The organism is Pseudomonas sp. AG1028, assembly GCF_007993955.1.
GTDB classification, from domain to species: domain Bacteria; phylum Pseudomonadota; class Gammaproteobacteria; order Pseudomonadales; family Pseudomonadaceae; genus Aquipseudomonas; species Aquipseudomonas straminea.
In genome coordinates this window covers 369,295-389,117 of sequence record NZ_VIVP01000004.1, presented here as the reverse complement: position 1 = coordinate 389,117, position 19,823 = coordinate 369,295, and the positions used below count along the sequence as shown (strand labels likewise).

Genomic DNA, 19,823 nt, shown 5'->3' with positions numbered 1-19,823 from the left:
CGACTTCCTGTTGTTGTTATGTTCGCAAAGTCTAGGCCGAGATTGCCGGCAGCAACAGGGTCAATGCCGCCAGAACGCCGGCATAAACAGCACCAGCACGGTGAGGATTTCCAGGCGGCCCATCAGCATGCCCAGGGTCAACAGCCACTTGGCCATGTCCGGCAGGCTGGCGTAGGTGCCGGCCGGGCCGATGATCGGGCCCATGCCTGGGCCGACGCCGGCGACCGTGCTGGCGGCGCCGCTCAGGGCGGTGATCCAGTCCAGACCGCAGAGGGTCAGAGCCAGGGCCAGCACGGCGATGATGATGGTGAAGAAGAACGAGAAGGTCAGAATCGAGCGAACGATGTCTTCGTCCAGGCGATGACGGTTGTACTGCTGCTTGATCACCGCACGCGGGTGCACCAGTTGCATCAGGTTGGCCTTGAGCAGGATGTAGGCGACCTGGAAGCGGAAGATCTTCAGACCGCCGGCCGTAGAGCCCGAGCAGCCGCCGATAAAGCCCAGGTAGAAGAACAGCATGCCGGCGAAACCGCCCCATAGCGAGTAGTCGCCCAGAGCGAAGCCGGTGGTGGTCATCACCGAGGTGGCGTTCACGGCCACGTGGCGCAGGGCGTCGAGCCAGTGCAGGTCGGTGGTGAAGTAGTACCAGGTGCCCATGGTCAGCCAGACACCCAGCAGAATGCCGAGAAAACCGCGCACCTGCTGATCGGCTAGCACGGCGCCAAAGTTACCGCGTAGCGTGGACACGTAGAGTACGAACGGCAGGCTGCCGAGAATCATCAGCACCACGGCTACCCAGTGCACGGCCGGCTGAGTCCATTTGGCCAGCGACAGGTCCGAAGTGGAGAAGCCGCCGGTGGAGATCGCCGACATGCTGTGGTTGATCGCATCGAAGAAACTCATGCCGGCCAGCCAGAAGGCCAGGCAGCCGAGCAGGCTGATGCCGAAGTAGGCCACCGCCATGTACTTGGCGACCATGTGCGAGCGCGGCATGACCTTGTCGGAGCGGTCCGAGGATTCGGTCTGGAACAGGCGCATGCCACCGATGCGCAGCATGGGCAGAATCGCCACCGCCATGGCGATGAAGCCGATACCACCGAGCCAGTGCAGCATCGAGCGCCAGATCAGAATGCCCGGCGACATGTTGTCCAGACCGATTAGAACGGTAGCACCGGTGGCGGTGATGCCCGACATGCTCTCGAAGAAGGCGTCGGTGTAGCTCATGTGTTGGGTGAACATGAACGGCAGGGCGGCGAAGATGCACACCATCAACCAGCTCGATACCGTCAGCATGTACATGTCTCGCGGGCGCAGGTGCACGTCCTGGGGCTTGCCGCGGGCGATCATGGACAGCCCGGCGATAAAGGTGATCAGACTCGACCAGGCGAAGGGGCTCACCTCTGCGGCGCGGTCGAAGACGAACAGGGTGAACATCGGGCCGATCATGCCAATGGCCAGGGTAATCAGGAAAATGCCATTGATGAATGCGATAAGTCGTAGGGTCGGCCAGGCCATCGGTTTTATCCGCGAAAAAGTGGCGCCATTCTACCTGTGCCGGCATCGCTGTACACCCGCTGGCGCGCCCGTCGTCAGGCGCTTGCGGGCCTCTTTACAAGTTGCTTGCGGTGCATAGAATACGCCGCCAGGTGCCGGCCCTTGCCGGTTTCTGAGCCCTCTCATCATGTCCGAAAGCAATCCTTGTCTCACGTGCGGCGCCTGCTGCGCGTATTTTCGTGTGTCCTTCTTCTGGGGTGAGTGTCAATCGGCCGGTGGCAGTGTGCCGGACGAGCAGGTCATCCAGATCTCTCCGCACCTGGTTGCCATGCGCGGTACCGAATACAAGCCCGCGCGTTGCAATGCGTTGCTTGGCGATGTCGGCCAGGGCACCCGCTGCACGATGTACGAGCAGCGTTCCAGCCCTTGCCGCGATTTCCAAGCCTCCTGGGCCAACGGTGAGCACAACCCGCGCTGCGACGATGCGCGCAAGGCCTATGGCCTGCCGCCGCTGACGCCACCCGTGCAGCCGGAGCTGTCGCCGGATCGGGTGGCGTAGTTGGCTGGCTTAAACTGCTTGATCGCCGTTACGTGTAGCCCGGGTCGAGCGCAGCGACACTCGGGATATTGCCTTGGGTATCGCTTCGCTCAACACCAGGCTGCGGGCGCGCTGTGGTCTGCGAAGCTCATGCTCGGCTGGTAGAATCCCGGCTCTTTTCCTCTGGAGGTGAACCGATGGATGCCCTCGATACGCTGATCAACCGTGTTTCCGCGCCGCGCCTGATCGAACCGGCGCCGACTGCCGAGCAGCGCGAGCGGCTGTTCAGGGCTGCGCTGCGGGCGCCGGATCATGGCCAACTACGCCCCTGGCGATTTCTCACCGTCGAGGGGGATGCGCGCCATGCACTCGGCGAGCTGTACGCCGAGGCGATTGCCAGCAAGAACCCGCAGGCCGACGAAGAGGCGCTGACCAAGGCACGCAACATGCCGCTGCGTGCACCGCTAATGGTCGTGGTCATCGCGCGCATCCAAGAGCACCCCAAGGTGCCGGCCCAGGAGCAGGTATTGGCTGCCGGATGTGCTGCCCACGGCATTCTGCTCGCCGCCTATGCCCAGGGTATCGGCGCGGTCTGGCGTACGGGGGAGCTGTCCTACGACGCGGTGGTGAATGCTGGCCTGGGGTTGGCGGCCAATGAGCAGGTGATCGGCTACCTGTATCTGGGTACACCGCAGCGCGAGTTGCGCGAGGCGCCGGCGGTGAATGTCGATGAGTTCGTCAGCGGCTGGGTGGGGAAGGCCTAGGGCGACTGCTTTTGCCGCTTGAACCGATTATTGCGAGGCGCCTGGTTGCTGATGTTGCCAGGCTTTTCTATAGAGGAGCGGGCCACGAACCTGCTTTTTTGTGGGAACGGGCCATCCTCGCCGCCAGGCTTTAGAAGAGAAGGCTAAAGAGCCGTTTCCAGCGGCAGGATCAGCTTGGCGCTGAAGCCGCCGTCCGGGTGATTGGCCAACTCCAAGCGGCCGCCATGGCGTTCGGCGGCGCGCCGTGTGATGGCCAGCCCCAGGCCATGGCCGGCTGCCGATTGCCCGGGGGCGCGAAAGAACGGCTCGCCCAGTTGGCTGAGATGCTCGGCGGCCACGCCGTGGCCATGATCTCGAACCTCCAAATGCGCTTTGCTGCCTTGGCGAGTGAAGTTCATTTCGATCGGCTGGCCATCGGGACTGAAACGCAGGGCGTTACGCAACAGGTTATCCAGTGCGCGCTCCAGCATCGCTGGCCAGCCGTGCAGTTCCAGCCCAGGCTGCAGGTAGATTTCGAGCTGCTGGTGCGGGTGGCTGAGGTTTATGTCCTCGCGTAGCTTGGCGGCCAGTTGTGTCAGGTCGATGGGCTGGGCAGCACTAGGCTCGGCGTCCAGGCGGGCGAGGGTGAGGATCTCGCTGATCAGGTCTTCCAGGCGATCACATTCGCGGGTCAGGCGTGGCCAGAGTTTTTCCCGCTCGGCCGGTTCGGCGCGCTCGGCCAGCGCCAGGGCGATGCGCAGGCGGGCCAGCGGCGAGCGCAGCTCGTGAGAGACGTCACGCAACAGCTGGCGCTGGCTGCCGATCAGATCCTGCAGGCGCGCGCCCATGCGATTGAAATCGTTGGCCAGCACGCCCAGCTCGTCACGCCGGCTGGCCAGGCGCGCCAGGCTGTTCTGCTGGTAGGCCGTCTGTCCCAGGTCGTGCACCGCGCCGCGCAGGCGATTCAGCGGCCGAGTGATGGACAGGGTCAGTAACAGGCTGAGCCCGGTCAATACCACCAGGGCGATAGCCAGTGCGCTGAGTGGCCACAGCAGGCTGCCACGGTGCCAGGCATCCAGCTCCGGGTGGGGAATACGGTAGATGAACAGGTAGGTTTCGCCGCTCACCGGGCTTGTGTACTCGGTGGTCAGGCGCCGCCACGGCAGCCGCTTTTCGCCTTTGTTGCGCTCTTCCATGGCCGCCGCGCGGGGCGGGAAGGTGCCGCGAATAGCTGGCTGGCCGGTGTCCGCCAGTACCTGGGTGTCGATACGAAAGCGCCTTTTGCGCTGCTCTAGCAGATCCTGCGCCGCCTTGGGACCGTCGTGCTCGAAGGCCTGTACCCATTCGGCCGGCAGATTTTCCAGGCCTGGGTGCTGGTTGAGAATCCAGGCGTCCTGATTCAGGGCGCGGCCGAGCAGCATGGACAGGCCCGCGACCAGGGCGATCGCCAGCCAAAAACTGCCAAAAATCCGCCAGAACAATGAACGCACAGAGGCTCCTTCAAACAGCAAACGCCTGCACCGCATAAGTGGTGCAGGCGGATAGTGGGCTGGTCGTGATCACGGCCAGCGGTAGAGGTCAGCCAGCTTTCTTGTGCTCAGCTTTCCAGGCTTCGAATTCTTCGCGGTCGGACTTGCGTTCTTTCATCTTGGCCGCATGTTCGTCGAAGGTCTTCTGCTGTTCGGGGGTCAGCAGGGCGCGAATGGCTTTTTGCTGCTTGTCATGGGACGTCTCGCGTTCGTTTTTCAAGGCCTGCTTGTCGGCCTCGGGCAGCTTGTCCAGGTAACGCTGGATCATCTCGCGGTCGTTCTTGCGCTGATCCATCATCAGTTTGTGAACCTGGCGTTGTTGATCCTTGTTCAGGTCCAGCTCATGGAACATACGTGGGCCTGGGCCCGGGCCGCCTGGGCGGTGGTCGTCACCGGGAGCAGCCATGGCCAGGGTTGGCAGGGTCATGGCGAGGAGCAGGGCGGTCATGGTCTTGCGCATGGTGTATCTCCTTGTCTCGAAACCGGCCAGTTGCCGGATGTGCCCAGATTAGGGCTTTCAAGGTAAGGCGCAGTCAGCCAAGGTAAAGGCAGGGTAAAGAGCGCTGTCGCTATGTAAAGCGGATCAGGGCGCGTAGTAATAGCCGCGCCCACGCAGCGCGACCACGCGCGGCCGACCATCGGGGTGCGGGCCGATCTTCTTGCGCAGGTTGCTTACGTGCATGTCCAGGCTGCGATCATAGAGGGTCAGCTTGCGGCCCAGGGCCAGTTGGGCGAGCGCCTGCTTGTCGACCGGCTCGCCCGGCTGCTTGAGCAGCGCTTCGAGCACCCGGCTTTCGGACAGGGTCAGGACGATTTCCTGGCCTTCGGCACCCAGCGCGGCCACGCCACGGGCCGGGCTGAAACGCAGGTCGCCCAGCTCGATCTGGCTGGACGCGGCCGGTGGCAGGCTGCGCCGGAGCACGGCGCGCAGGCGGGCGGTCAGCTCGCGGGGGTCGCAGGGTTTGGCCAGGTAGTCGTCGGCGCCCAGTTCCAGGCCGAGGATGCGGTCCAGCGGCTCGCCGCGGGCCGAAAGCATCAGCACCGGCAAGTTGGGGTGCTCGCTGCGCAGCTGCTTGAGAAGCTCCAGGCCGCTGCCGTCTGGCAGCATCACGTCCAGCACCACGGCGTCGGGGGCGCTCTGTGCCAAGGCCTGGCGCGCGCCCTGGCCGTCGTGACAGGCGGTGACCTGAAAGCCCTCCTGGGTCAGCCAACTGGCCAGTAGGTCACAGAGTTCGACGTCGTCGTCGATCAGCAGCAGGTCGCTCATGGCAGCGGTGACGATTCCCGGTTACGGCAGTACGTGTTTGAAGGGTTTGACCACGACGCTGGCGTAGACGCCGGCGGTGCGGAACGGGTCGGCGTTGGCCCAGGTCTTGGCAGCTTCCAGCGACTCGAACTCGGCGACGATCAGGCTGCCGGTGAACCCTGCCGGGCCTGGGTCGTTGCTGTCGATGGCCGGGTTGGGGCCGGCCAGTACCAGACGGCCTTCGCTTTTCAGCTGTTCAAGGCGAGCCAGGTGAGCGGGACGAACGGAGAGGCGAAGCTCGAGGGAATTTTCCACGTCGGTGGCGATGATGGCGTAGAGCATGTCGATCCTTGTGGGTGAGCTGCGAGAAAAGAGCTAAGAGAACAGCGCGATAGCGGGGCAGGAATCTGCCGGCCGCGGCATAATAACAAACATGATTCTTCGGGAAAGCGCCCCTTATGCAGGTTGATCTTCATTGCCACAGCACCGCTTCGGACGGCGCCCTGCCGCCTGCCGAGGTGGTCGCACGGGCGCACGGGCGCGGCGTCACCCTGCTGGCGCTGACCGACCACGACACTCTCGAAGGGCTCGATGAGGCGTGCGCCACGGCAGGCGAGCTGGGCGTGCAACTGGTCAATGGTATCGAGCTGTCCTGTACCTGGGGCGGCGCGACCATTCATGTGCTGGGCTATGCCTTCGACCGCGACGCGCCTGCCTTGCGCCAGGCTATCGCCGACCTGCATCAGGGTCGCTGGCTGCGCGCAGAGGAGATTTCCCGGCGCCTGGCGCTCAAGGGCATGGAGGGCGCGCTGGACGGCGCGCGGGCTATTCAGCAGGCCCTGGGCGAAAGTGACAATGCGCCGGCGCGCCCGCATTTTGCGGAATTCATGGTGCGCGCAGGTTTCGTCAAGGATCGTGCCGACGCCTTTCGCAAATGGCTGGGCTCCGGCAAGCTCGGCGACGTCAAGCAGCACTGGCCGACGTTAGATGAAACGCTCGAGACGCTGCGCCAGTCCAACGCATGGATCAGCCTCGCGCACCCCTGGCAGTACGATTTCACGCGCAGCAAGCGCCGCAAGCTGGTGGCAGCCTTCGCCGCAGCAGGCGGCCATGCGCTGGAAGTCGTCAATGGCATGCAGCCGGCCGAGCAGGTCGGTGGCCTGGCGATCCTGGCGCGTGAGTTCGGCCTGCTGGCCAGTGTCGGCAGCGACTTCCATGCCCCGGGCGACTGGTCGGAGCTGGGCTTGTACCGGCCGCTGCCCGATGATCTTTCCCCGTTATGGACGCGTTTCGGCTGCGCGCCCTCGTACCACGCCGTTTGAGAGTTGCTAGTCATGAGCCAGTTTTTTCAGATACACCCGGAGAGTCCCCAGGCCCGTCTGATCAAGCAGGCGGTCGATATCATCCGCAACGGTGGCGTGGTGGTCTACCCGACCGATTCGTCCTACGCGGTGGGCTGCCAGATGGGCGCCAAGAACGCTATGGAGCGGATTCGGCGCCTGCGCCAGCTCGATGACAAGCATAATTTCACTCTGGTGTGCCGCGACCTGTCGCAGCTCAGCACCTTCGCCAAGGTCGACACCGCCGCCTTTCGGCTGTTGAAGAATCACACGCCGGGGCCCTACACATTCATTCTCAACGCCACCCGCGAAGTGCCGCGCATGTTGCTACACCCCAAGCGCCGTACCATCGGTTTGCGCGTGCCCAATCACCCGATCGCCTCGGCGCTACTGGAGGAACTGGGCGAGACGATGATGAGCGTCAGCCTGATCCTGCCTGGCGAAGACCTGCCGATGAGCGATCCCTACGAGATGCGCCAGATGCTCGAACATCAGGTGGATCTGATCATCGATGGCGGCTTCGGCGGCCTGGAAGCCTCGACCGTGATCAGCCTGGTGGACGACGAGCCCGAGGTGATCCGCGTCGGTTGCGGCGATCCATCGCCTTTCGAGTCGCGCTGATTAGATGTCGACCGTGACCGAGATCGTCGACAGCCAGGCCGGTGCCCAGCAGGAGCTGCCGTTCGCCATGGTCTATGGCGAGGCGCTCACCGAGCTGCCCGTCGACCTGTACATCCCGCCGGACGCCCTTGAAGTGTTTCTCGAAGCCTTCGAAGGCCCGCTGGATCTGCTGCTCTACCTGATCCGCAAGCAGAACATCGACGTATTGGACATCCCGGTGGCGGAGATCACCCGCCAGTACATGGGCTACGTCGAGCTGATGCACACCGTGCGCCTGGAGCTGGCTGCCGAGTACCTGGTGATGGCGGCCATGCTCGCCGAGATCAAGTCGCGCATGCTGCTGCCGCGTTCGGCCGAGGCTGAAGAAGAGGAAGACGACCCGCGTGCCGAGCTGATTCGCCGCCTGCTCGAATACGAGCGCTTCAAAGCCGCCGCCGAGGGCATCGATGCCCTGCCGCGGGTGGGCCGCGACCTCATCGTGCCGCGCGTCGAGGCGCCGGAGGCGAGGGCGCGCAAGCTGCTGCCCACGGTGGAGCTACAGGAACTGCTGGTGTCGATGGCCGAGGTGCTGCGCCGCGCCGACATGTTCGAAAGCCACCAGGTTAGCCGCGAGGCGCTATCCACCCGCGAGCGCATGGGTGAAGTGCTCGACCGCCTCAAAGACGGCGCATTCGTGCCGTTCGTGCAGCTGTTCACCGCCGAAGAAGGACGCCTTGGCGTGGTGGTGACGTTTATGGCGATTCTCGAACTGGTCAAGGAGTCTCTGGTCGAGCTGGTGCAGAACGAAGCCTTTGCCGCCGTGCACGTGCGCCTTCGTGTGGCAGGTGTGGAAGAGGGCGACAGCGCGTTCGAATGAACTGCTAGACTCGCCGCTTTCGTGGCTGCACGCGGTGTTTCCTGCTTATGAATCTGTCCGATCCCAAGCAACTCTCCACCTTGCTCGAGGGCCTGCTGCTGGCTTCCGGCAAGCCGCTGTCGCTCGAGCGGATCATGGAATTGTTCGAGGAAACCGAGCGCCCCGAGGCCGATGTGTTTCGCAAGGCGTTGGCGATTCTCGGCGGCAGTTGCAAGGGGCGGGCGTTCGAACTCAAGGAAGTGGCTTCCGGTTACCGTCTGCAGATTCGCGACACCTTTTCACCCTGGGTCGGCCGCCTCTGGGAGGAGCGCCCGCAGCGCTATTCGCGGGCCATGCTCGAGACCCTGGCGCTGATTGCCTACCGCCAGCCCATCACCCGCGGTGAGATCGAGGAGATCCGCGGCGTGGCGGTGAACAGCCAGATCGTCAAGACGTTGCAGGAGCGCGAGTGGATTCGCGTGGTCGGCTACCGCGACGTGCCTGGTCGGCCGGCCATGTTCGCCACCACCAAGGGTTTTCTTGATCACTTCAACCTGAAGAACCTCGACGAGCTGCCGCCGCTGGCCGCGCTGCGCGAGCTGGAGCCCGAGCCGGTGCTGGCCCAGGATGACGATGACCCGGCGGTGCCACAAAGCCTGCAGGCGCGCGCCGATCTGGCCCTGGCGGATGATGACGTCGAGCCCGACGCCCAAGGCAAGGCCGAGACCAGCTTTGGCTCGCTGCTGGCCGAACTCGACGCCATGGAGCAGGGTCTGAAAACCGACTTTGATGATCTGACGCGTCAGGACGATGAGTCGAACCCTGACGCGCCGGAAACGGTCTCTAACGCTGCGGGCGATCCGTCCACCAGCGAGCGCGAAGAGACTTCATGAAAGATCCCTGTATCAGCGTCTGCAAATTCGATGACGGCATCTGCCTGGGCTGCGGGCGCAGCAAGGCGGAAATCAAGGCCTGGAAGAGGCTCGACAAGGCCGAACGGCGCCTGGTCGTCGCCGAGGCAGACATGCGCCTGCTGGCCATGGGCAGCAAGGCACGTCGCATACGCTAGCCACCGACCAGCGGTCAGGCGCTAGACCGCTCGCCGGCTATGCTCTGCTGCCAGGTGCGTGCCGCGGCTGATCCGCGTATGATGCGCGCGCCTTCGACGACTTGGTCGTCCCATCACCAGAAAACACCGGGAGGTGCCCAGATGAGTGAAACCGAAGAATACAGCCCCGCTGGCGAAAAACTGCAGAAGGTCCTGGCTCGCATGGGCCTGGCCTCGCGCCGCGAAATCGAAGCCTGGATCACCGCCGGCCGCGTCAAGGTCAACGGCAACGACGCCAGCCTTGGCCAGCGTGTCGACCTGCATGACGCCATCTCTGTCGACGGTCGTCTGCTACGCCGCGAAGAGGCGACGGAAACCGTGCGCCGCGTGCTGATCTACAACAAGCCCGACGGCGAGATCTGCACCCGCGACGACCCGGAAGGCCGCCCGACGGTATTCGACCGCTTGCCGCGCCCGAAAGACGGACGCTGGATCAATATCGGTCGCCTGGACATCAACACCACCGGTCTGTTGATGTTCACCACCGACGGCGAGCTGGCCAACCGCCTGATGCACCCGTCCTACCAGATGGACCGTGAATACGCCGTTCGCGTACGCGGCGAGGTCGACGAGGAGATGATCGAGCGCCTCAAGGCGGGCGTTATGCTCGAGGACGGCCCGGCCAAGTTCACTGATATCCAGGAAGCGCCAGGTGGTGAGGGTTTCAACCACTGGTACCACTGCGTGGTCATGGAAGGTCGTAACCGCGAAGTACGTCGCCTGTGGGAATCGCAGGGCGTGGTGGTCAGCCGCCTGAAGCGCGTGCGCTTCGGCCCGGTGTTCATGACTTCCGATCTGCCCATGGGCCGCTGGCGCGAAATGGGCCAGCGCGAAGTCGACATCCTCAGCGAAGAAGTTGGCCTTAAGCCGGTTGCCTTGCCGGAGATGAAGGAAAAGACCCGCGAGAAGCTCGACCGCATGCAGCGCAAGGCCGCCAAGCCGGTTGGTCGTGGTGAGCGCCCGGGGCGCACCCTGCGTCCTGCCAACGGTGGTCCTGCCCAGGGTTCAGCTCGCGGTACTCGTGAAGAGCAAGGGGAGCGCCCAAGCCGCACCCCCCGTACGCCGCGGGCCGACTCCTCTCGCGGTACGCCAGTTGCCGAGCGCCCGCGTGATGTCGGCAAGAAGCCGGGCAAGCCGCGTGGCGAGCGCGCTGAGTCGAGCGAGCGGGCGCCACGCAAGCCGGCGGATAGCGATAACCGTCGCAGCCGTCCGGCGGGTGATGGCCAGCGGCCGGGCTTCGGTCGCGGCAGCCGCAAGCCGCAGTAAAGGCTGAAAGCTTGGTGTAGCGCAGGGGCGGCAACGCCCTCGGTAGGAGAGCACACAGGCTAACCTGCACGAGCGGCTTTAGCCGCGATTCCCTGCGAAGGGCTCGCGGCTGAAGCCGCTCCTACGCATCGATGCCAGCAGCTTACGGATGAAAAAGGGCCCCGATCCTTACGGACGGGGCCCTTTTTCATGGGCGTTGATCAGGCGGTTCAGACAGCCATGGCCAGGCAGTTGCGGCCGCTGCGCTTGGCGCTGTACAGCGCCTTGTCAGCGCGGTTGAGCAGTCCGTCCACCGACTCGCCGAGTTCCAGGCTGGCGCAACCCAGGCTGATGGAAATCTGCACGGGTCGTCCCTGGGCTACGCATTGCAGGCCCAATACCGATTCGCGCAGGCGCTCGCCGACCAGTTGTGCACCCTCGCGCGGCGTAGCAGAGAGCAGTACCAGAAACTCCTCGCCACCGTAGCGGAACACCATGTCGATGTTGCGCAGCTGATCCTTGATGGTGGTAGCCACCGCCTTGAGCACTTCGTCGCCGGCGCTGTGGCCGTGCTCATCGTTGATGCTCTTGAAGTGGTCGATGTCCAGCATCAGCAGCGACATCGGCTGGCCATTGCGGCGTGCCAGCTCGATTTCGCGGCCCAGCACTTGATCCATGGCGATGCGGTTGCCGGTGTTGGTCAGTGGATCGCGCAGCGCGCTCTGGATTGCCACGCGGTAGAGCAGGGCATTGCGCAGCGGGTACATGAGGCTGGCCAGCAGGGATTCGAGCTGCGCCAGTTCGTGATCGGAAAAGCGCTGGCGCCGCCGGAAGGTCAGCTCGCCCAGATATTCGCTCTCGTGACTGAGGCGGTAGGTGGCCGAGTGATTGGCCGGTTGGCCGAAGTCCAGGCGCAGGTCACTACTCGAATGTTGGTAACCCAGCGAATCCACCGGCACCAAGTGCTGCAGCTCACGGAAGAAGGTGGCGAGGATACGCTCGGCGTCCAGGCTGGTCTGCAGCTGAAGACCGAGGCGCTGGCGCAACTGCGCCAGGCTGACCGGGCGGGTCTGCTCCTTGCGCGCTGAAGCGCCGAGACGCTGCACTTTGGCGGCATCGAAATCGATGGTGTTTTTCTGGCTGGGTGGGACCATTTTTGTGAACCTCTGGCGCTTCATTGCAGCTTGCAGGCTACAGAGCTAATTTCATGCCAGTCTTTTAGGGCCGATTAAAAGCCTTGAGGTTCAACAGGTTGCAGCTGATCGATAGCGGCAGAGGGCCATTGATGGCAATGCGCCGTCAGAATGACGGCAAGCATTTGCCGCTCTGAAAAGGCGCCGCGACAATTTAATGTCGCGGCGCCGATCGTGGTGGGCAAGGGCGATAAGGCGGCGGTTATTGGGCGTCGAATGCCTGGCCATTGATGCCCTGGCTGTCCGGCCCCATCAGGTACAGGTAGACCGGCATGATGGCCTCCGGCGTCGGTCGGGTCTGCGGATCCTCGCCAGGATAAGCCTGGGCCCGCATGTCGGTGCGGGTGCCGCCCGGGTTGACGCTGTTGGCGCGGATCGCGGTGATGCCTTCGATCTCGTCGGCCATCACCTGCATCAGCCCTTCTGTGGCGAACTTGGACACCGCATAAGCGCCCCAGTAAGCGCGGCCCTTGCGGCCAACGCTGCTGGAAGTGAATACCACCGAAGCATCGGCGGACAACTTGAGCAGCGGCAACAGCGTGCTGGTCAGCATGAACATCGCGTTGACATTGACCTGCATGACACGCATGAAATTATCGCCGGAGAGCTGCTCCAGCGGCGTACGTGGGCCGATGATCGAGGCGTTGTGCAGCAGGCCGTCGAGCTTGCCGAATTCCTTTTCGACCATCGCCGCCAGCTCGTCGTACTGGTGCGGCAGCGCCGTTTCCAAATCGAATGGCATCACCACCGGCTGCGGATGACCCGCCTGCTCGATGGCGTCGTAGGTGCGCACCAGGTTCTCCTCGCTCTTGCCCAGCAGCAGCACGGTGGCGCCATGGGCAGCATAGGTGCGCGCTGCGGCGGCGCCAATCCCGCGGCCGGCGCCGGTCACCAGGATCACGCGATCCTTGAGCAGGTCGGGGCGGGCGCTGTAATCGAACATGGCAACAGTCCTCTGGTTTCGTAGGGATGAAATGAATGCAGCCCGCCGACAAGGCAGCGGGCTCATTTTAGGCGGGGGACGCTCAGCGCTTGCTGATCGGTGTCATGAAGGGGCAAACGATTCAGCAGCTGCACAGCGCCTGATCGAGCACCTTGCGCAGCTCCAGCGGGTGGTCGATGACCACGTCGGCGCCCCAGTGACGGGGGTTGTCGTCGGGGTGGATGTAGCCGTAGGTGACCGCCGCGGTCTTGGTGCCGGCGTCGCGGCCGGATTCGATGTCGCGCAGGTCGTCGCCGACGAACAGCACGCTGGCCGGGTCGAGTTTGAGGGTCGAGCAGGCGAGGATCATCGGCTCCGGATCGGGCTTGCTGCGGGTCACGTGGTCCGGGCAGATCAGGATCGAGGAGCGCTCGGCCAGGCCCAGGCGCTGCATGATCGGCTCGGCGAAACGCAGCGGCTTGTTGGTCACCACGCCCCAGATCAGCTTGGCCCGTTCGATATCCTCGAGCAGCGGCTCGATGCCTTCGTAAGGGCGGGTCAGCACCGCGCAGTGATCCTGATAGCGCTCCAGGAACTCCAGGCGCAAGGCTTCGAAACCCGGGCTCATCGGGTCGACGTCGAAGGCGTTGAGGATCATCGCCCGGGCGCCGCCGGAGACGTGGTCGCGAATCAGCTTTTCCGCTACCGGCGGCAGGCCGCGCTCGGCGCGCATGGCCTGGCAGATAGCGATGAAGTCCGGCGCGCTGTCGAGCAGCGTGCCATCCATGTCGAAAAGAACCGCGCGCAAGCGCATCAGGCCTCCTTGGGGATTCGAGTCATAGCGTTGGCATGTGCCCACATCGGCGTAGGCAAATGGCGTAGGCCGCATGTTGCCAGTTTCCGTTGCCGATTGGGGCGGCGTTCTCCCACTGTATGTCACTTTGTCGCAGCGTGCAGCCGCTCAGCTCATCAGGCTTACCTGGGCGGCGACGATGCGCCACCCGCCATCCAGCTTCACCCAGCTCTGCTGCTGGCGGCCGATGCGCTCGCTGCCCGCGCGGGTGAACTCGGTGCTGCACACGGCGAAGTTCTCGCCATATGTGGTTATGACCGTGTTGTGCAATTCGCGGTGCAGGCCGGCGGTTGGTCGCGCCGCGCGAAAGGCGCGGATCTCGTCGATGCCATAGAGGTTTTCGGAGGCGCCGAGGCGCACGGTGCGCGGGTCGTGCCAGAACAGCTCGTCGAGCACGGCGATATCGTTGCTGACCAACGCCCGTTCGTAGCGCTGGAAGGCCGCGGTGACTTCGGCGCGTACGACGGGCAGGTCTATCTGTTCAGGGCTCATGCATTCACTCCAGGTTCACGGCTTGTGCTTGCGCGATGCCCAGGCGCTCCAGCGCTGCGGCCGCGCACAGGCAGGCGTCTTCGCGGAATGGCGCGGCGATCAGTTGCACGCCGATTGGCAGGCCGGCGGCGGTACGCAGCGGCACGCTGACCACCGGCAGGCCGAGGAAGGAAATCGGCTGCGCCAGCATGCCCATGCTGGCGCGGGTCGGCAGGTCGACGCCGTTGATACGCAGGGTCGCCTGGCCGATGGGTGTCGCGCTGGTGGGCGTTGCCGGGGCGATCAGCACGTCGATATCGTTGAACAGCGGCAGTACCTGGTTCTGGAAATGCCGCCGGAAACGCTGCGCCTGGACGTACCAGGCGGCGGGAATCATCGCGCCGGCCAGGAGACGTTCGCGCGACAGCGGCTCGAACACCTCCGGTGAGCTGCGCAGTGCCGGCAGGTAGGCATTGCCGCCCTCGCTGGCGCTGATGATGAATGCCGAGGTGCGCGCCAGTTCGGCGTCGGCCAGGGTGACTTCCTCGCTGGCGTTCAGGGCCTTGGCGGCCCGGGCCACGGCCTCACGGGCGCTGTCGTCGCACCACTGCTGGAAGTAGCCGCCCAGCACGCCGACGCGCAGGCCACCCAGATCCTGCTCGAGAAGCTCCGATACGGCTTGCGGCGGCTGGCTGGCCTGGAAACCGTCCGCCGGATCATGGCCCTGCAGTGCGTCGTAGACGGCGGCAAGGTCGGCGGTGCTGCGCGCCAGCGGCCCGATATGGTCGAGGCTGCCCACGAACGGGTGCGAGCCGCTGCGCGACAGCCTGCCAAAGGTGGGCTTGAGGCCGAAGATTCCGCAGAGCGAGGCGGGCACGCGAATGGAGCCGTTGGTGTCGCTGCCCAGGGAGAAGTTCACCAGGCCGGCTGCGACCGCCGCTGCCGAGCCTCCGGAGGATCCACCGGCGATACGCGACAGGTCGTGGGGGTTGCGGGTCGCGCCGAAGTGGGTGTTTTCCGTGGTGAACCCGTAGGCGTAGGCATCCATGTTCAGCATCCCCGAGAGCAGGGCGCCGCTGGCGGACAGTTGGCGCACGGCCCAGGCGTCGGCCTGTGCGGCTGGTCGGTTCTGGAACAGCCGGGCGCCGGCCAGGGTCGGAAAGCCGGCGACATCGAACAGATTCTTCGCCCCGTAGGGCACCGCCGCCAGGGCGGGCAGGGGCGAGCCTTCGCGGCGCAAGCGGTCCAGCCGCTCGGCTTCCTCGCGCATGCGCTGGTGGGTGATCTGCGTCCAGGCATTGATTGCCGGGTTATGGCGTTCGATGGCCGCCAGGCTGTGCTCGGTGATTTCTCGTGCGCTGAGCTCGCCCGCTGCCAGGGCCGTTCGGATTTCGTCGATGGAGAGCAGGGCGGGATTCATGCCTGGTACACCCCTGCAACTTCCAGTCGATCATCGAGCGCAAAGGCCATCAGCGGTTCGGCCATGGCGGCGATGCGGCTGAACTGAGTGAGCAGCTCCTGACGCCGCGCGTCGTCCAGCTCCAGGGCCAGAACCTGTTCCATCTGGGCGACATAGGCGGCCCAGTCGGGCGTGATCGGTGGCATGGTGGTCTCCTTGCGAAGTGGCGGCTCTAGGCCACGGGTGCGGTGGAATGAATTGCCGCGGGGCGATTTCAGCAGGTGGGCAGTTTCTATATCATCGGTCGAATGAAACGAAAGTTACAAGGCGCCTTCCATGACTCAACTCGATGAACGTCTGCGCAGCCACTATGCACAGCTCGCGCCACAGGAGCAGCGCATCGCTGACTTCGTGCTCGATCATTACGATGATCTGGTCAGCTACAACAGCGCCGAGCTGGCGCGGCTCGCCGGGGTCTCCAAGGCCACCGTGAGCCGGCTGTTCAAGCGCCTGGGGTACGAGAAATACAAGGACATGCGCGATGAGCAGCGCAGCCTGCGCCAGAGCGGTATGCCGGTGGCCGACAACCGTGACGTGGTGCAGGGCAACACCTTGCTGGCGCGGCATTACAAACAGGAAATGGCCAACCTTACCCAGTGGGTCAATGCCATCGAGGCCGAGCCGTTCGGCGAGGTGGTTCGCGCGCTGGGCAGCAGCAGGCGCGTCTTCGTGGTGGGCCTGCGCAACGCCTTTCCCGTGGCGCTGCACATGCGCCAGCAACTGCTGCAGGTGCGCAGTGCGGTGCAGGTGCTGCCCCAGCCAGGGCAGACGCTGGCCGAGGAGCTGGTCGACCTGACGGCCGACGATCTGGTGGTGGTGTTCGGGTTCAGGCGCCGCCCGCGGATCATTCGCCCGCTCCTGCAAGCACTGCAGGCCCAGCAGGTACCGACCCTGGTGATCTGCGAGCCGCAGGCCCAGGGCGTCATCGCGCTCGCCAGCTGGCACTTGTGCGCGCCACTGGACAGCGTGTCGGCATTCGACAGTTATTCCAGCGCCAACAGCCTGATCAACCTGCTGGTCAACGCGCTGCTGCATGAGCGATTGACCGAGGGGCGTCAACGCATTCACCAGATCGCCGGGCTCTATGGCCAACTGGACGAATTGGAACAGCGTTAGTGCGCCTTTGTGGTGCGAAGCAGTATCAGGGCGCCAGATGGCGCCCTTTTTTGTGGCGGTCTATGCATTTGTTTCGCCTCTTTATCGTGCTTTTGGAACGGTAGCAATCGCTTGCAATGTCCGAGGTGGTTGGCTTGCCGGGCCGGTCTGGCAGGCGTTGCCCGGAAAAAGCATGGCTGGAAAATGCACTGGCACGTTGGTTGCAGATTTGTAAATAACGAATCTTTCGTTTCATGACTGACGATGATGGGGTGAAGCCGATGAAGAAGGGACTGATCGCACTGCTGACCGCTGGCCTGCTGCTGACCCAGGCAGCCACTGCGCTGGCGGACCAGTTGCAAGAGATCGAAAAACGCGGGGTGATCCGCATCGCCGTGCCGCAGGATTTCCCGCCATTTGGCTCCGTGGGCACCGACCTGCAACCTAAGGGCTACGACATCGATATGGCCAAATACCTGGCCAAGGAGATGAAACTTAAATTGCAGCTGGTGCCGGTCACCAGCGCCAACCGGGTGCCGTACCTGCAGACCGACAAGGTCGACCTGGTGATCTCCAGCCTGGGCAAGAACGCCGAGCGTGAGCAGGTGATCGATTTCAGCGCCGCGTACGCGCCGTTCTTCCTTGGCGTGTTCGGTGCCAAGGACGCCGCCCTGGCGAAGGCCGACGAGCTGGTCGGCAAGTCGATTGGCGTGACCCGCGGCGCAGTAGAGGACATGGTGCTCACCGAGGTGGCGCCGAAGGGGGCTGAGGTCAAGCGCTACGAGGACAACAACACCACGCTGTCGGCCTATCTGTCCGGGCAGGTTGAGTTCGTCGCCACCGGCAACCTGGTGGTTGCGGCCATCGAGCGTCAGAACGCGGCCCGTGCTCCGGTGGCCAAGTTCATGCTCAAGGATTCGCCGTGCTACATCGGCCTGCGCAAGGGGGAGGCGGCACTGAAAGCCAAGGTCGATGCACTGATCGAACAGGCCAAGGCCGATGGCACGCTCAACGACCTTTCCGAGCAATGGCTGAAGGCACCGCTGCCCGCGAACCTGGGCGCGTAAGGGCTGATTGATGATGGCGCAGCTGAACTTTTCCGCTCTATGGCCCTACTGGCCGGAGCTGCTGTCCGGTCTCTGGGTGACCATTCAGCTCACGGTGATGGCGACCGTGGGCGGCGTGGGCCTGGGCATTCTCGGTGCGGCCCTGCGCAGCAGCCGGCCCAGCGTGCTGAGCCGCCTGTGGGGCGTCTACGTCGAGCTGATTCGCAACACGCCGTTCGTGGTGCAGCTGTTCTTCATCGTCTTCGGCCTGCCCAACCTGGGTGTGAAGCTAACGGCGGGCGAGGCGGCGCTGCTGGCCATGCTGATCAACCTGGGCGCCTACAGCACCGAGATCATCCGCGCCGGCATCCAGGTCACGCCCCGGGGCCAGTGGGAGGCAGGTCGCGTACTGGGGCTGAGCCGCACGCAGACCTTTGTGCGTGTGGTGCTGCCGCCATCGCTCAAGCGCATTTATCCGGCGCTGGTCAGCCAGTGCATCATCGTCATGCTCGGCTCCTCGGTGGTTTCCCAGGTCTCCCACGAGGAGCTGACCTTCGCGGCCAACCTGATCCAGTCGCGTACCTTCCTGAGCTTCGAGGTTTACCTGGTGACCACGCTGATGTACCTGGCGCTGTCCATCGCCATGCGTCAGCTGCTGTTGGCGGCCGGCCGCAAGTGGTTTGGAGAGCAGCCATGATGACCACCTTCACCGACTGGGACATCCTGCGCAATCTGCTCCTGGCTGCGCGCTGGACCGTTCTGTTGTCTCTGACCGCATTCATCGGCGGCACCCTGGTGGCCATCCCCCTGGTGATGGCGCGGCTGTCTAAGCGCGCCTGGCCGCACTGGCTGATTCGCGGCTATACCGAACTGTTTCAGGGCACGCCGCTGCTCATGCAGCTGTTCCTGGCGTTCTTTGGCGTGGCCCTGCTGGGCATCGACGTGTCGCCCTGGACGGCCGCCTCGCTGGCGCTGACCTTCTACACCAGCGCGTTTCTGGTGGATATCTGGCACGGCAGCATCCGCGCGCTACCCCGTGGTCAGTGGGAAGCCTGTCGCTGCCTGGGGCTGGATGTCGGGCAGACGCTGTTTCGCGTCATCCTGCCCCAGGCGCTGCGCACCGGCATCGCGCCCACCGTGGGCTTCGCCGTCCAGGTGATCAAGGGCACCGCGTTGGCGTCGATCATCGGTTTCGTCGAGCTGACCAAGGCCGGCACCATCCTCAACAACGTCACCTACGAGCCATTCAAGGTGTTCGGTCTGGTGGCGCTGGGCTACTTCCTGATGTGTTATCCGCTGTCGCGTTACAGCCAGTATCTGGAGAAGAAATTCAATGCCGCTCATCACCATTGATCAGGTACAGAAGTACTACGGCGACAACCACGTGCTCAAGGGTGTCGATCTCGATATCGAGGTGGGCGAGGTGGTGTCGATCATCGGCCGCAGCGGCTCGGGCAAGAGCACCTTGCTGCGCTGCATCAATGGCCTGGAGGGCTATCAGGACGGCAGCATCAAACTCGGCGGCATGACCATCACCGACCGCGATTCCCAGGCGCGGGAAATCAGCCGCTCGGTGGGCATGGTGTTCCAGAGCTTCAATCTGTTCCCGCACATGACCGCCCGTGAGAACGTCATGCTGGCGCCGCGTCGCGTGCTCAAGAAGAGCGAGGCCGAGTGCCGTGAGCTCGCGGCACGCATGCTGGAGAAGGTGGGCCTCGGTGATCGCCTGGACTATTACCCGGCGAGCCTTTCCGGTGGCCAGCAGCAGCGCGTCGCCATCGCCCGTGCGCTGGCCATGACGCCCAAGGTGCTGCTGTGCGACGAAATCACCTCGGCGCTGGACCCGGAGCTGGTCGGCGAGGTGCTCAAGGTGCTCGAACAACTGGCCAAGGAGGGTATGACGCTGATCCTGGTCACCCACGAAATGAATTTCGCCCAGGAAGTGGGTGACCGCGTGGTGTTCATGCATCAGGGCCGCGTATGGGAGCAAGGCCCCAGCCGCGAACTGTTCGCCAACCCGCAAAGCGCCGAACTCAAGCAATTCATCTCGTCCGTACGCGGACTGAACTGAGCGTCTCAAGAACG

Annotated in this window: 24 protein-coding genes; 13 read left to right on the top strand and 11 right to left on the bottom strand. The window is 64.2% G+C overall.

What is annotated here, in order from left to right; genetic code table 11:
- Window positions 1-60 precede the first annotated feature (60 nt).
- A complete protein-coding gene (locus FB481_RS08900) occupies window positions 61-1,515 on the bottom strand; it encodes a TrkH family potassium uptake protein (RefSeq protein ID WP_013791096.1) in 1,455 nt (484 codons plus the stop codon).
- Window positions 1,516-1,681: 166 nt separating this feature from the next.
- Between FB481_RS08900 and FB481_RS08895 the strand changes: the two genes are divergently transcribed.
- Both FB481_RS08895 and FB481_RS08890 read left to right on the top strand, forming a co-directional pair.
- Window positions 1,682-2,053 (top strand): YkgJ family cysteine cluster protein, encoded by a 372-nt coding sequence (locus FB481_RS08895; RefSeq protein WP_147176078.1) that lies wholly within the window; start codon window positions 1,682-1,684, stop codon window positions 2,051-2,053.
- A gap of 176 nt (window positions 2,054-2,229) precedes the next feature.
- Window positions 2,230-2,796 carry an NAD(P)H nitroreductase gene (locus FB481_RS08890; protein WP_147176076.1) on the top strand — a complete coding sequence of 189 codons (567 nt, stop codon included), beginning with the start codon at window positions 2,230-2,232 and terminating at the stop codon, window positions 2,794-2,796.
- Window positions 2,797-2,939: 143 nt separating this feature from the next.
- Here FB481_RS08890 and FB481_RS08885 read toward each other — a convergent pair whose 3' ends face one another.
- The 4 genes from FB481_RS08885 to FB481_RS08870 form a co-directional block, all read right to left on the bottom strand.
- Window positions 2,940-4,265 carry a HAMP domain-containing sensor histidine kinase gene (locus tag FB481_RS08885; protein WP_147176074.1) on the bottom strand — a complete coding sequence of 442 codons (1,326 nt, stop codon included), beginning with the start codon at window positions 4,263-4,265 and terminating at the stop codon, window positions 2,940-2,942.
- 88 nt (window positions 4,266-4,353) lie between these two features.
- Window positions 4,354-4,764 carry a Spy/CpxP family protein refolding chaperone gene (locus FB481_RS08880; protein WP_147176072.1) on the bottom strand — a complete coding sequence of 137 codons (411 nt, stop codon included), beginning with the start codon at window positions 4,762-4,764 and terminating at the stop codon, window positions 4,354-4,356.
- Window positions 4,765-4,887: 123 nt separating this feature from the next.
- Window positions 4,888-5,571 carry a response regulator transcription factor gene (locus FB481_RS08875; RefSeq protein ID WP_147176070.1) on the bottom strand — a complete coding sequence of 228 codons (684 nt, stop codon included), beginning with the start codon at window positions 5,569-5,571 and terminating at the stop codon, window positions 4,888-4,890.
- 21 nt (window positions 5,572-5,592) lie between these two features.
- On the bottom strand, window positions 5,593-5,892 hold the full coding sequence (locus tag FB481_RS08870; RefSeq protein ID WP_027905133.1) for a YciI family protein: 300 nt from the start codon (window positions 5,890-5,892) through the stop codon (window positions 5,593-5,595).
- Window positions 5,893-6,008: 116 nt separating this feature from the next.
- On the opposite strand from FB481_RS08870, the gene FB481_RS08865 reads away from it, so the two are divergent.
- The 6 genes from FB481_RS08865 to rluB all read left to right on the top strand — a co-directional run bounded on the left by FB481_RS08865 (window position 6,009) and on the right by rluB (window position 10,720).
- Window positions 6,009-6,872, top strand: coding sequence for a PHP domain-containing protein (locus FB481_RS08865; protein WP_147176068.1), 864 nt, complete (start codon window positions 6,009-6,011; stop codon window positions 6,870-6,872).
- A 12-nt stretch (window positions 6,873-6,884) separates the two neighbouring features.
- Window positions 6,885-7,511, top strand: coding sequence for an L-threonylcarbamoyladenylate synthase (locus FB481_RS08860; RefSeq protein WP_147176066.1), 627 nt, complete (start codon window positions 6,885-6,887; stop codon window positions 7,509-7,511).
- A 67-nt stretch (window positions 7,512-7,578) separates the two neighbouring features.
- Window positions 7,579-8,367 carry a ScpA family protein gene (locus FB481_RS08855; protein ID WP_178109856.1) on the top strand — a complete coding sequence of 263 codons (789 nt, stop codon included), beginning with the start codon at window positions 7,579-7,581 and terminating at the stop codon, window positions 8,365-8,367.
- 47 nt (window positions 8,368-8,414) lie between these two features.
- Window positions 8,415-9,239 carry an SMC-Scp complex subunit ScpB gene (scpB, locus tag FB481_RS08850; protein ID WP_147176062.1) on the top strand — a complete coding sequence of 275 codons (825 nt, stop codon included), beginning with the start codon at window positions 8,415-8,417 and terminating at the stop codon, window positions 9,237-9,239.
- Entirely contained in the window at window positions 9,236-9,415 is a 180-nt protein-coding gene (locus tag FB481_RS08845; protein ID WP_147176060.1) for a DUF1289 domain-containing protein, read from the top strand. The genes scpB and FB481_RS08845 overlap by 4 nt, the downstream gene beginning before the upstream one ends.
- A 141-nt stretch (window positions 9,416-9,556) precedes the next feature.
- Window positions 9,557-10,720 (top strand): 23S rRNA pseudouridine(2605) synthase RluB, encoded by a 1,164-nt coding sequence (rluB, locus tag FB481_RS08840; RefSeq protein WP_147176058.1) that lies wholly within the window; start codon window positions 9,557-9,559, stop codon window positions 10,718-10,720.
- A 209-nt stretch (window positions 10,721-10,929) separates the two neighbouring features.
- Here rluB and FB481_RS08835 read toward each other — a convergent pair whose 3' ends face one another.
- The 6 genes from FB481_RS08835 to hpxX all read right to left on the bottom strand — a co-directional run bounded on the left by FB481_RS08835 (window position 10,930) and on the right by hpxX (window position 15,743).
- Window positions 10,930-11,853: a GGDEF domain-containing protein gene (locus FB481_RS08835; RefSeq protein WP_147176056.1), complete on the bottom strand. Its 924-nt coding sequence runs from the start codon at window positions 11,851-11,853 to the stop codon at window positions 10,930-10,932.
- Between the two features lie 241 nt (window positions 11,854-12,094).
- The gene (locus FB481_RS08830) at window positions 12,095-12,835 is read right to left on the bottom strand and encodes a YciK family oxidoreductase (RefSeq protein WP_147176054.1); all 741 of its coding nucleotides are present in this window, start codon (window positions 12,833-12,835) and stop codon (window positions 12,095-12,097) included.
- Window positions 12,836-12,956: 121 nt separating this feature from the next.
- Window positions 12,957-13,628, bottom strand: coding sequence for an N-acetylmuramic acid 6-phosphate phosphatase MupP (mupP, locus tag FB481_RS08825; protein ID WP_147176051.1), 672 nt, complete (start codon window positions 13,626-13,628; stop codon window positions 12,957-12,959).
- A 147-nt stretch (window positions 13,629-13,775) separates the two neighbouring features.
- On the bottom strand, window positions 13,776-14,159 hold the full coding sequence (gene hpxZ / locus FB481_RS08820; RefSeq protein ID WP_147176049.1) for an oxalurate catabolism protein HpxZ: 384 nt from the start codon (window positions 14,157-14,159) through the stop codon (window positions 13,776-13,778).
- Window positions 14,160-14,163: 4 nt separating this feature from the next.
- Window positions 14,164-15,558, bottom strand: a complete 1,395-nt coding sequence (locus FB481_RS08815; protein WP_147176047.1) for an AtzE family amidohydrolase — start codon at window positions 15,556-15,558, stop codon at window positions 14,164-14,166.
- Entirely contained in the window at window positions 15,555-15,743 is a 189-nt protein-coding gene (hpxX, locus tag FB481_RS08810; protein WP_093506847.1) for an oxalurate catabolism protein HpxX, read from the bottom strand. The genes FB481_RS08815 and hpxX overlap by 4 nt, the downstream gene beginning before the upstream one ends.
- Window positions 15,744-15,873: 130 nt before the next feature.
- On the opposite strand from hpxX, the gene FB481_RS08805 reads away from it, so the two are divergent.
- From FB481_RS08805 to FB481_RS08785, 5 genes are all read left to right on the top strand, one after another.
- Window positions 15,874-16,713, top strand: a complete 840-nt coding sequence (locus FB481_RS08805) for a MurR/RpiR family transcriptional regulator (protein WP_147176045.1) — start codon at window positions 15,874-15,876, stop codon at window positions 16,711-16,713.
- A gap of 233 nt (window positions 16,714-16,946) precedes the next feature.
- The gene (locus FB481_RS08800) at window positions 16,947-17,759 is read left to right on the top strand and encodes a transporter substrate-binding domain-containing protein (protein WP_372239552.1); all 813 of its coding nucleotides are present in this window, start codon (window positions 16,947-16,949) and stop codon (window positions 17,757-17,759) included.
- Window positions 17,760-17,769: 10 nt separating this feature from the next.
- Complete coding sequence (locus tag FB481_RS08795; protein ID WP_093506851.1) at window positions 17,770-18,435, top strand: amino acid ABC transporter permease; 666 nt, start codon at window positions 17,770-17,772, stop codon at window positions 18,433-18,435.
- Window positions 18,435-19,091: an amino acid ABC transporter permease gene (locus FB481_RS08790; protein WP_093507001.1), complete on the top strand. Its 657-nt coding sequence runs from the start codon at window positions 18,435-18,437 to the stop codon at window positions 19,089-19,091. Before FB481_RS08795 ends, FB481_RS08790 begins: the two co-directional genes overlap by 1 nt.
- Window positions 19,072-19,809: an amino acid ABC transporter ATP-binding protein gene (locus FB481_RS08785; RefSeq protein ID WP_093506853.1), complete on the top strand. Its 738-nt coding sequence runs from the start codon at window positions 19,072-19,074 to the stop codon at window positions 19,807-19,809. Before FB481_RS08790 ends, FB481_RS08785 begins: the two co-directional genes overlap by 20 nt.
- Window positions 19,810-19,823: the final 14 nt, after the last annotated feature.

Bases quoted from the DNA above. Each gene is read 5' to 3' on its own strand.
- FB481_RS08900 (WP_013791096.1), bottom strand. From the start codon at position 1,515: ATGGCCTGGCCGACCCTACGACTTATCGCATTCATCAATGGCATTTTC.
- FB481_RS08895 (WP_147176078.1), top strand. From the start codon at position 1,682: ATGTCCGAAAGCAATCCTTGTCTCACGTGCGGCGCCTGCTGCGCGTAT.
- FB481_RS08890 (WP_147176076.1), top strand. From the start codon at position 2,230: ATGGATGCCCTCGATACGCTGATCAACCGTGTTTCCGCGCCGCGCCTG.
- FB481_RS08880 (WP_147176072.1), bottom strand. From the start codon at position 4,764: ATGCGCAAGACCATGACCGCCCTGCTCCTCGCCATGACCCTGCCAACC.
- FB481_RS08875 (WP_147176070.1), bottom strand. From the start codon at position 5,571: ATGAGCGACCTGCTGCTGATCGACGACGACGTCGAACTCTGTGACCTA.
- FB481_RS08870 (WP_027905133.1), bottom strand. From the start codon at position 5,892: ATGCTCTACGCCATCATCGCCACCGACGTGGAAAATTCCCTCGAGCTT.
- FB481_RS08865 (WP_147176068.1), top strand. From the start codon at position 6,009: ATGCAGGTTGATCTTCATTGCCACAGCACCGCTTCGGACGGCGCCCTG.
- FB481_RS08860 (WP_147176066.1), top strand. From the start codon at position 6,885: ATGAGCCAGTTTTTTCAGATACACCCGGAGAGTCCCCAGGCCCGTCTG.
- FB481_RS08855 (WP_178109856.1), top strand. From the start codon at position 7,579: ATGGTCTATGGCGAGGCGCTCACCGAGCTGCCCGTCGACCTGTACATC.
- scpB (WP_147176062.1), top strand. From the start codon at position 8,415: ATGAATCTGTCCGATCCCAAGCAACTCTCCACCTTGCTCGAGGGCCTG.
- FB481_RS08845 (WP_147176060.1), top strand. From the start codon at position 9,236: ATGAAAGATCCCTGTATCAGCGTCTGCAAATTCGATGACGGCATCTGC.
- rluB (WP_147176058.1), top strand. From the start codon at position 9,557: ATGAGTGAAACCGAAGAATACAGCCCCGCTGGCGAAAAACTGCAGAAG.
- FB481_RS08835 (WP_147176056.1), bottom strand. From the start codon at position 11,853: ATGGTCCCACCCAGCCAGAAAAACACCATCGATTTCGATGCCGCCAAA.
- FB481_RS08830 (WP_147176054.1), bottom strand. From the start codon at position 12,835: ATGTTCGATTACAGCGCCCGCCCCGACCTGCTCAAGGATCGCGTGATC.
- mupP (WP_147176051.1), bottom strand. From the start codon at position 13,628: ATGCGCTTGCGCGCGGTTCTTTTCGACATGGATGGCACGCTGCTCGAC.
- hpxZ (WP_147176049.1), bottom strand. From the start codon at position 14,159: ATGAGCCCTGAACAGATAGACCTGCCCGTCGTACGCGCCGAAGTCACC.
- FB481_RS08815 (WP_147176047.1), bottom strand. From the start codon at position 15,558: ATGAATCCCGCCCTGCTCTCCATCGACGAAATCCGAACGGCCCTGGCA.
- hpxX (WP_093506847.1), bottom strand. From the start codon at position 15,743: ATGCCACCGATCACGCCCGACTGGGCCGCCTATGTCGCCCAGATGGAA.
- FB481_RS08805 (WP_147176045.1), top strand. From the start codon at position 15,874: ATGACTCAACTCGATGAACGTCTGCGCAGCCACTATGCACAGCTCGCG.
- FB481_RS08800 (WP_372239552.1), top strand. From the start codon at position 16,947: ATGACTGACGATGATGGGGTGAAGCCGATGAAGAAGGGACTGATCGCA.
- FB481_RS08795 (WP_093506851.1), top strand. From the start codon at position 17,770: ATGATGGCGCAGCTGAACTTTTCCGCTCTATGGCCCTACTGGCCGGAG.
- FB481_RS08790 (WP_093507001.1), top strand. From the start codon at position 18,435: ATGACCACCTTCACCGACTGGGACATCCTGCGCAATCTGCTCCTGGCT.
- FB481_RS08785 (WP_093506853.1), top strand. From the start codon at position 19,072: ATGCCGCTCATCACCATTGATCAGGTACAGAAGTACTACGGCGACAAC.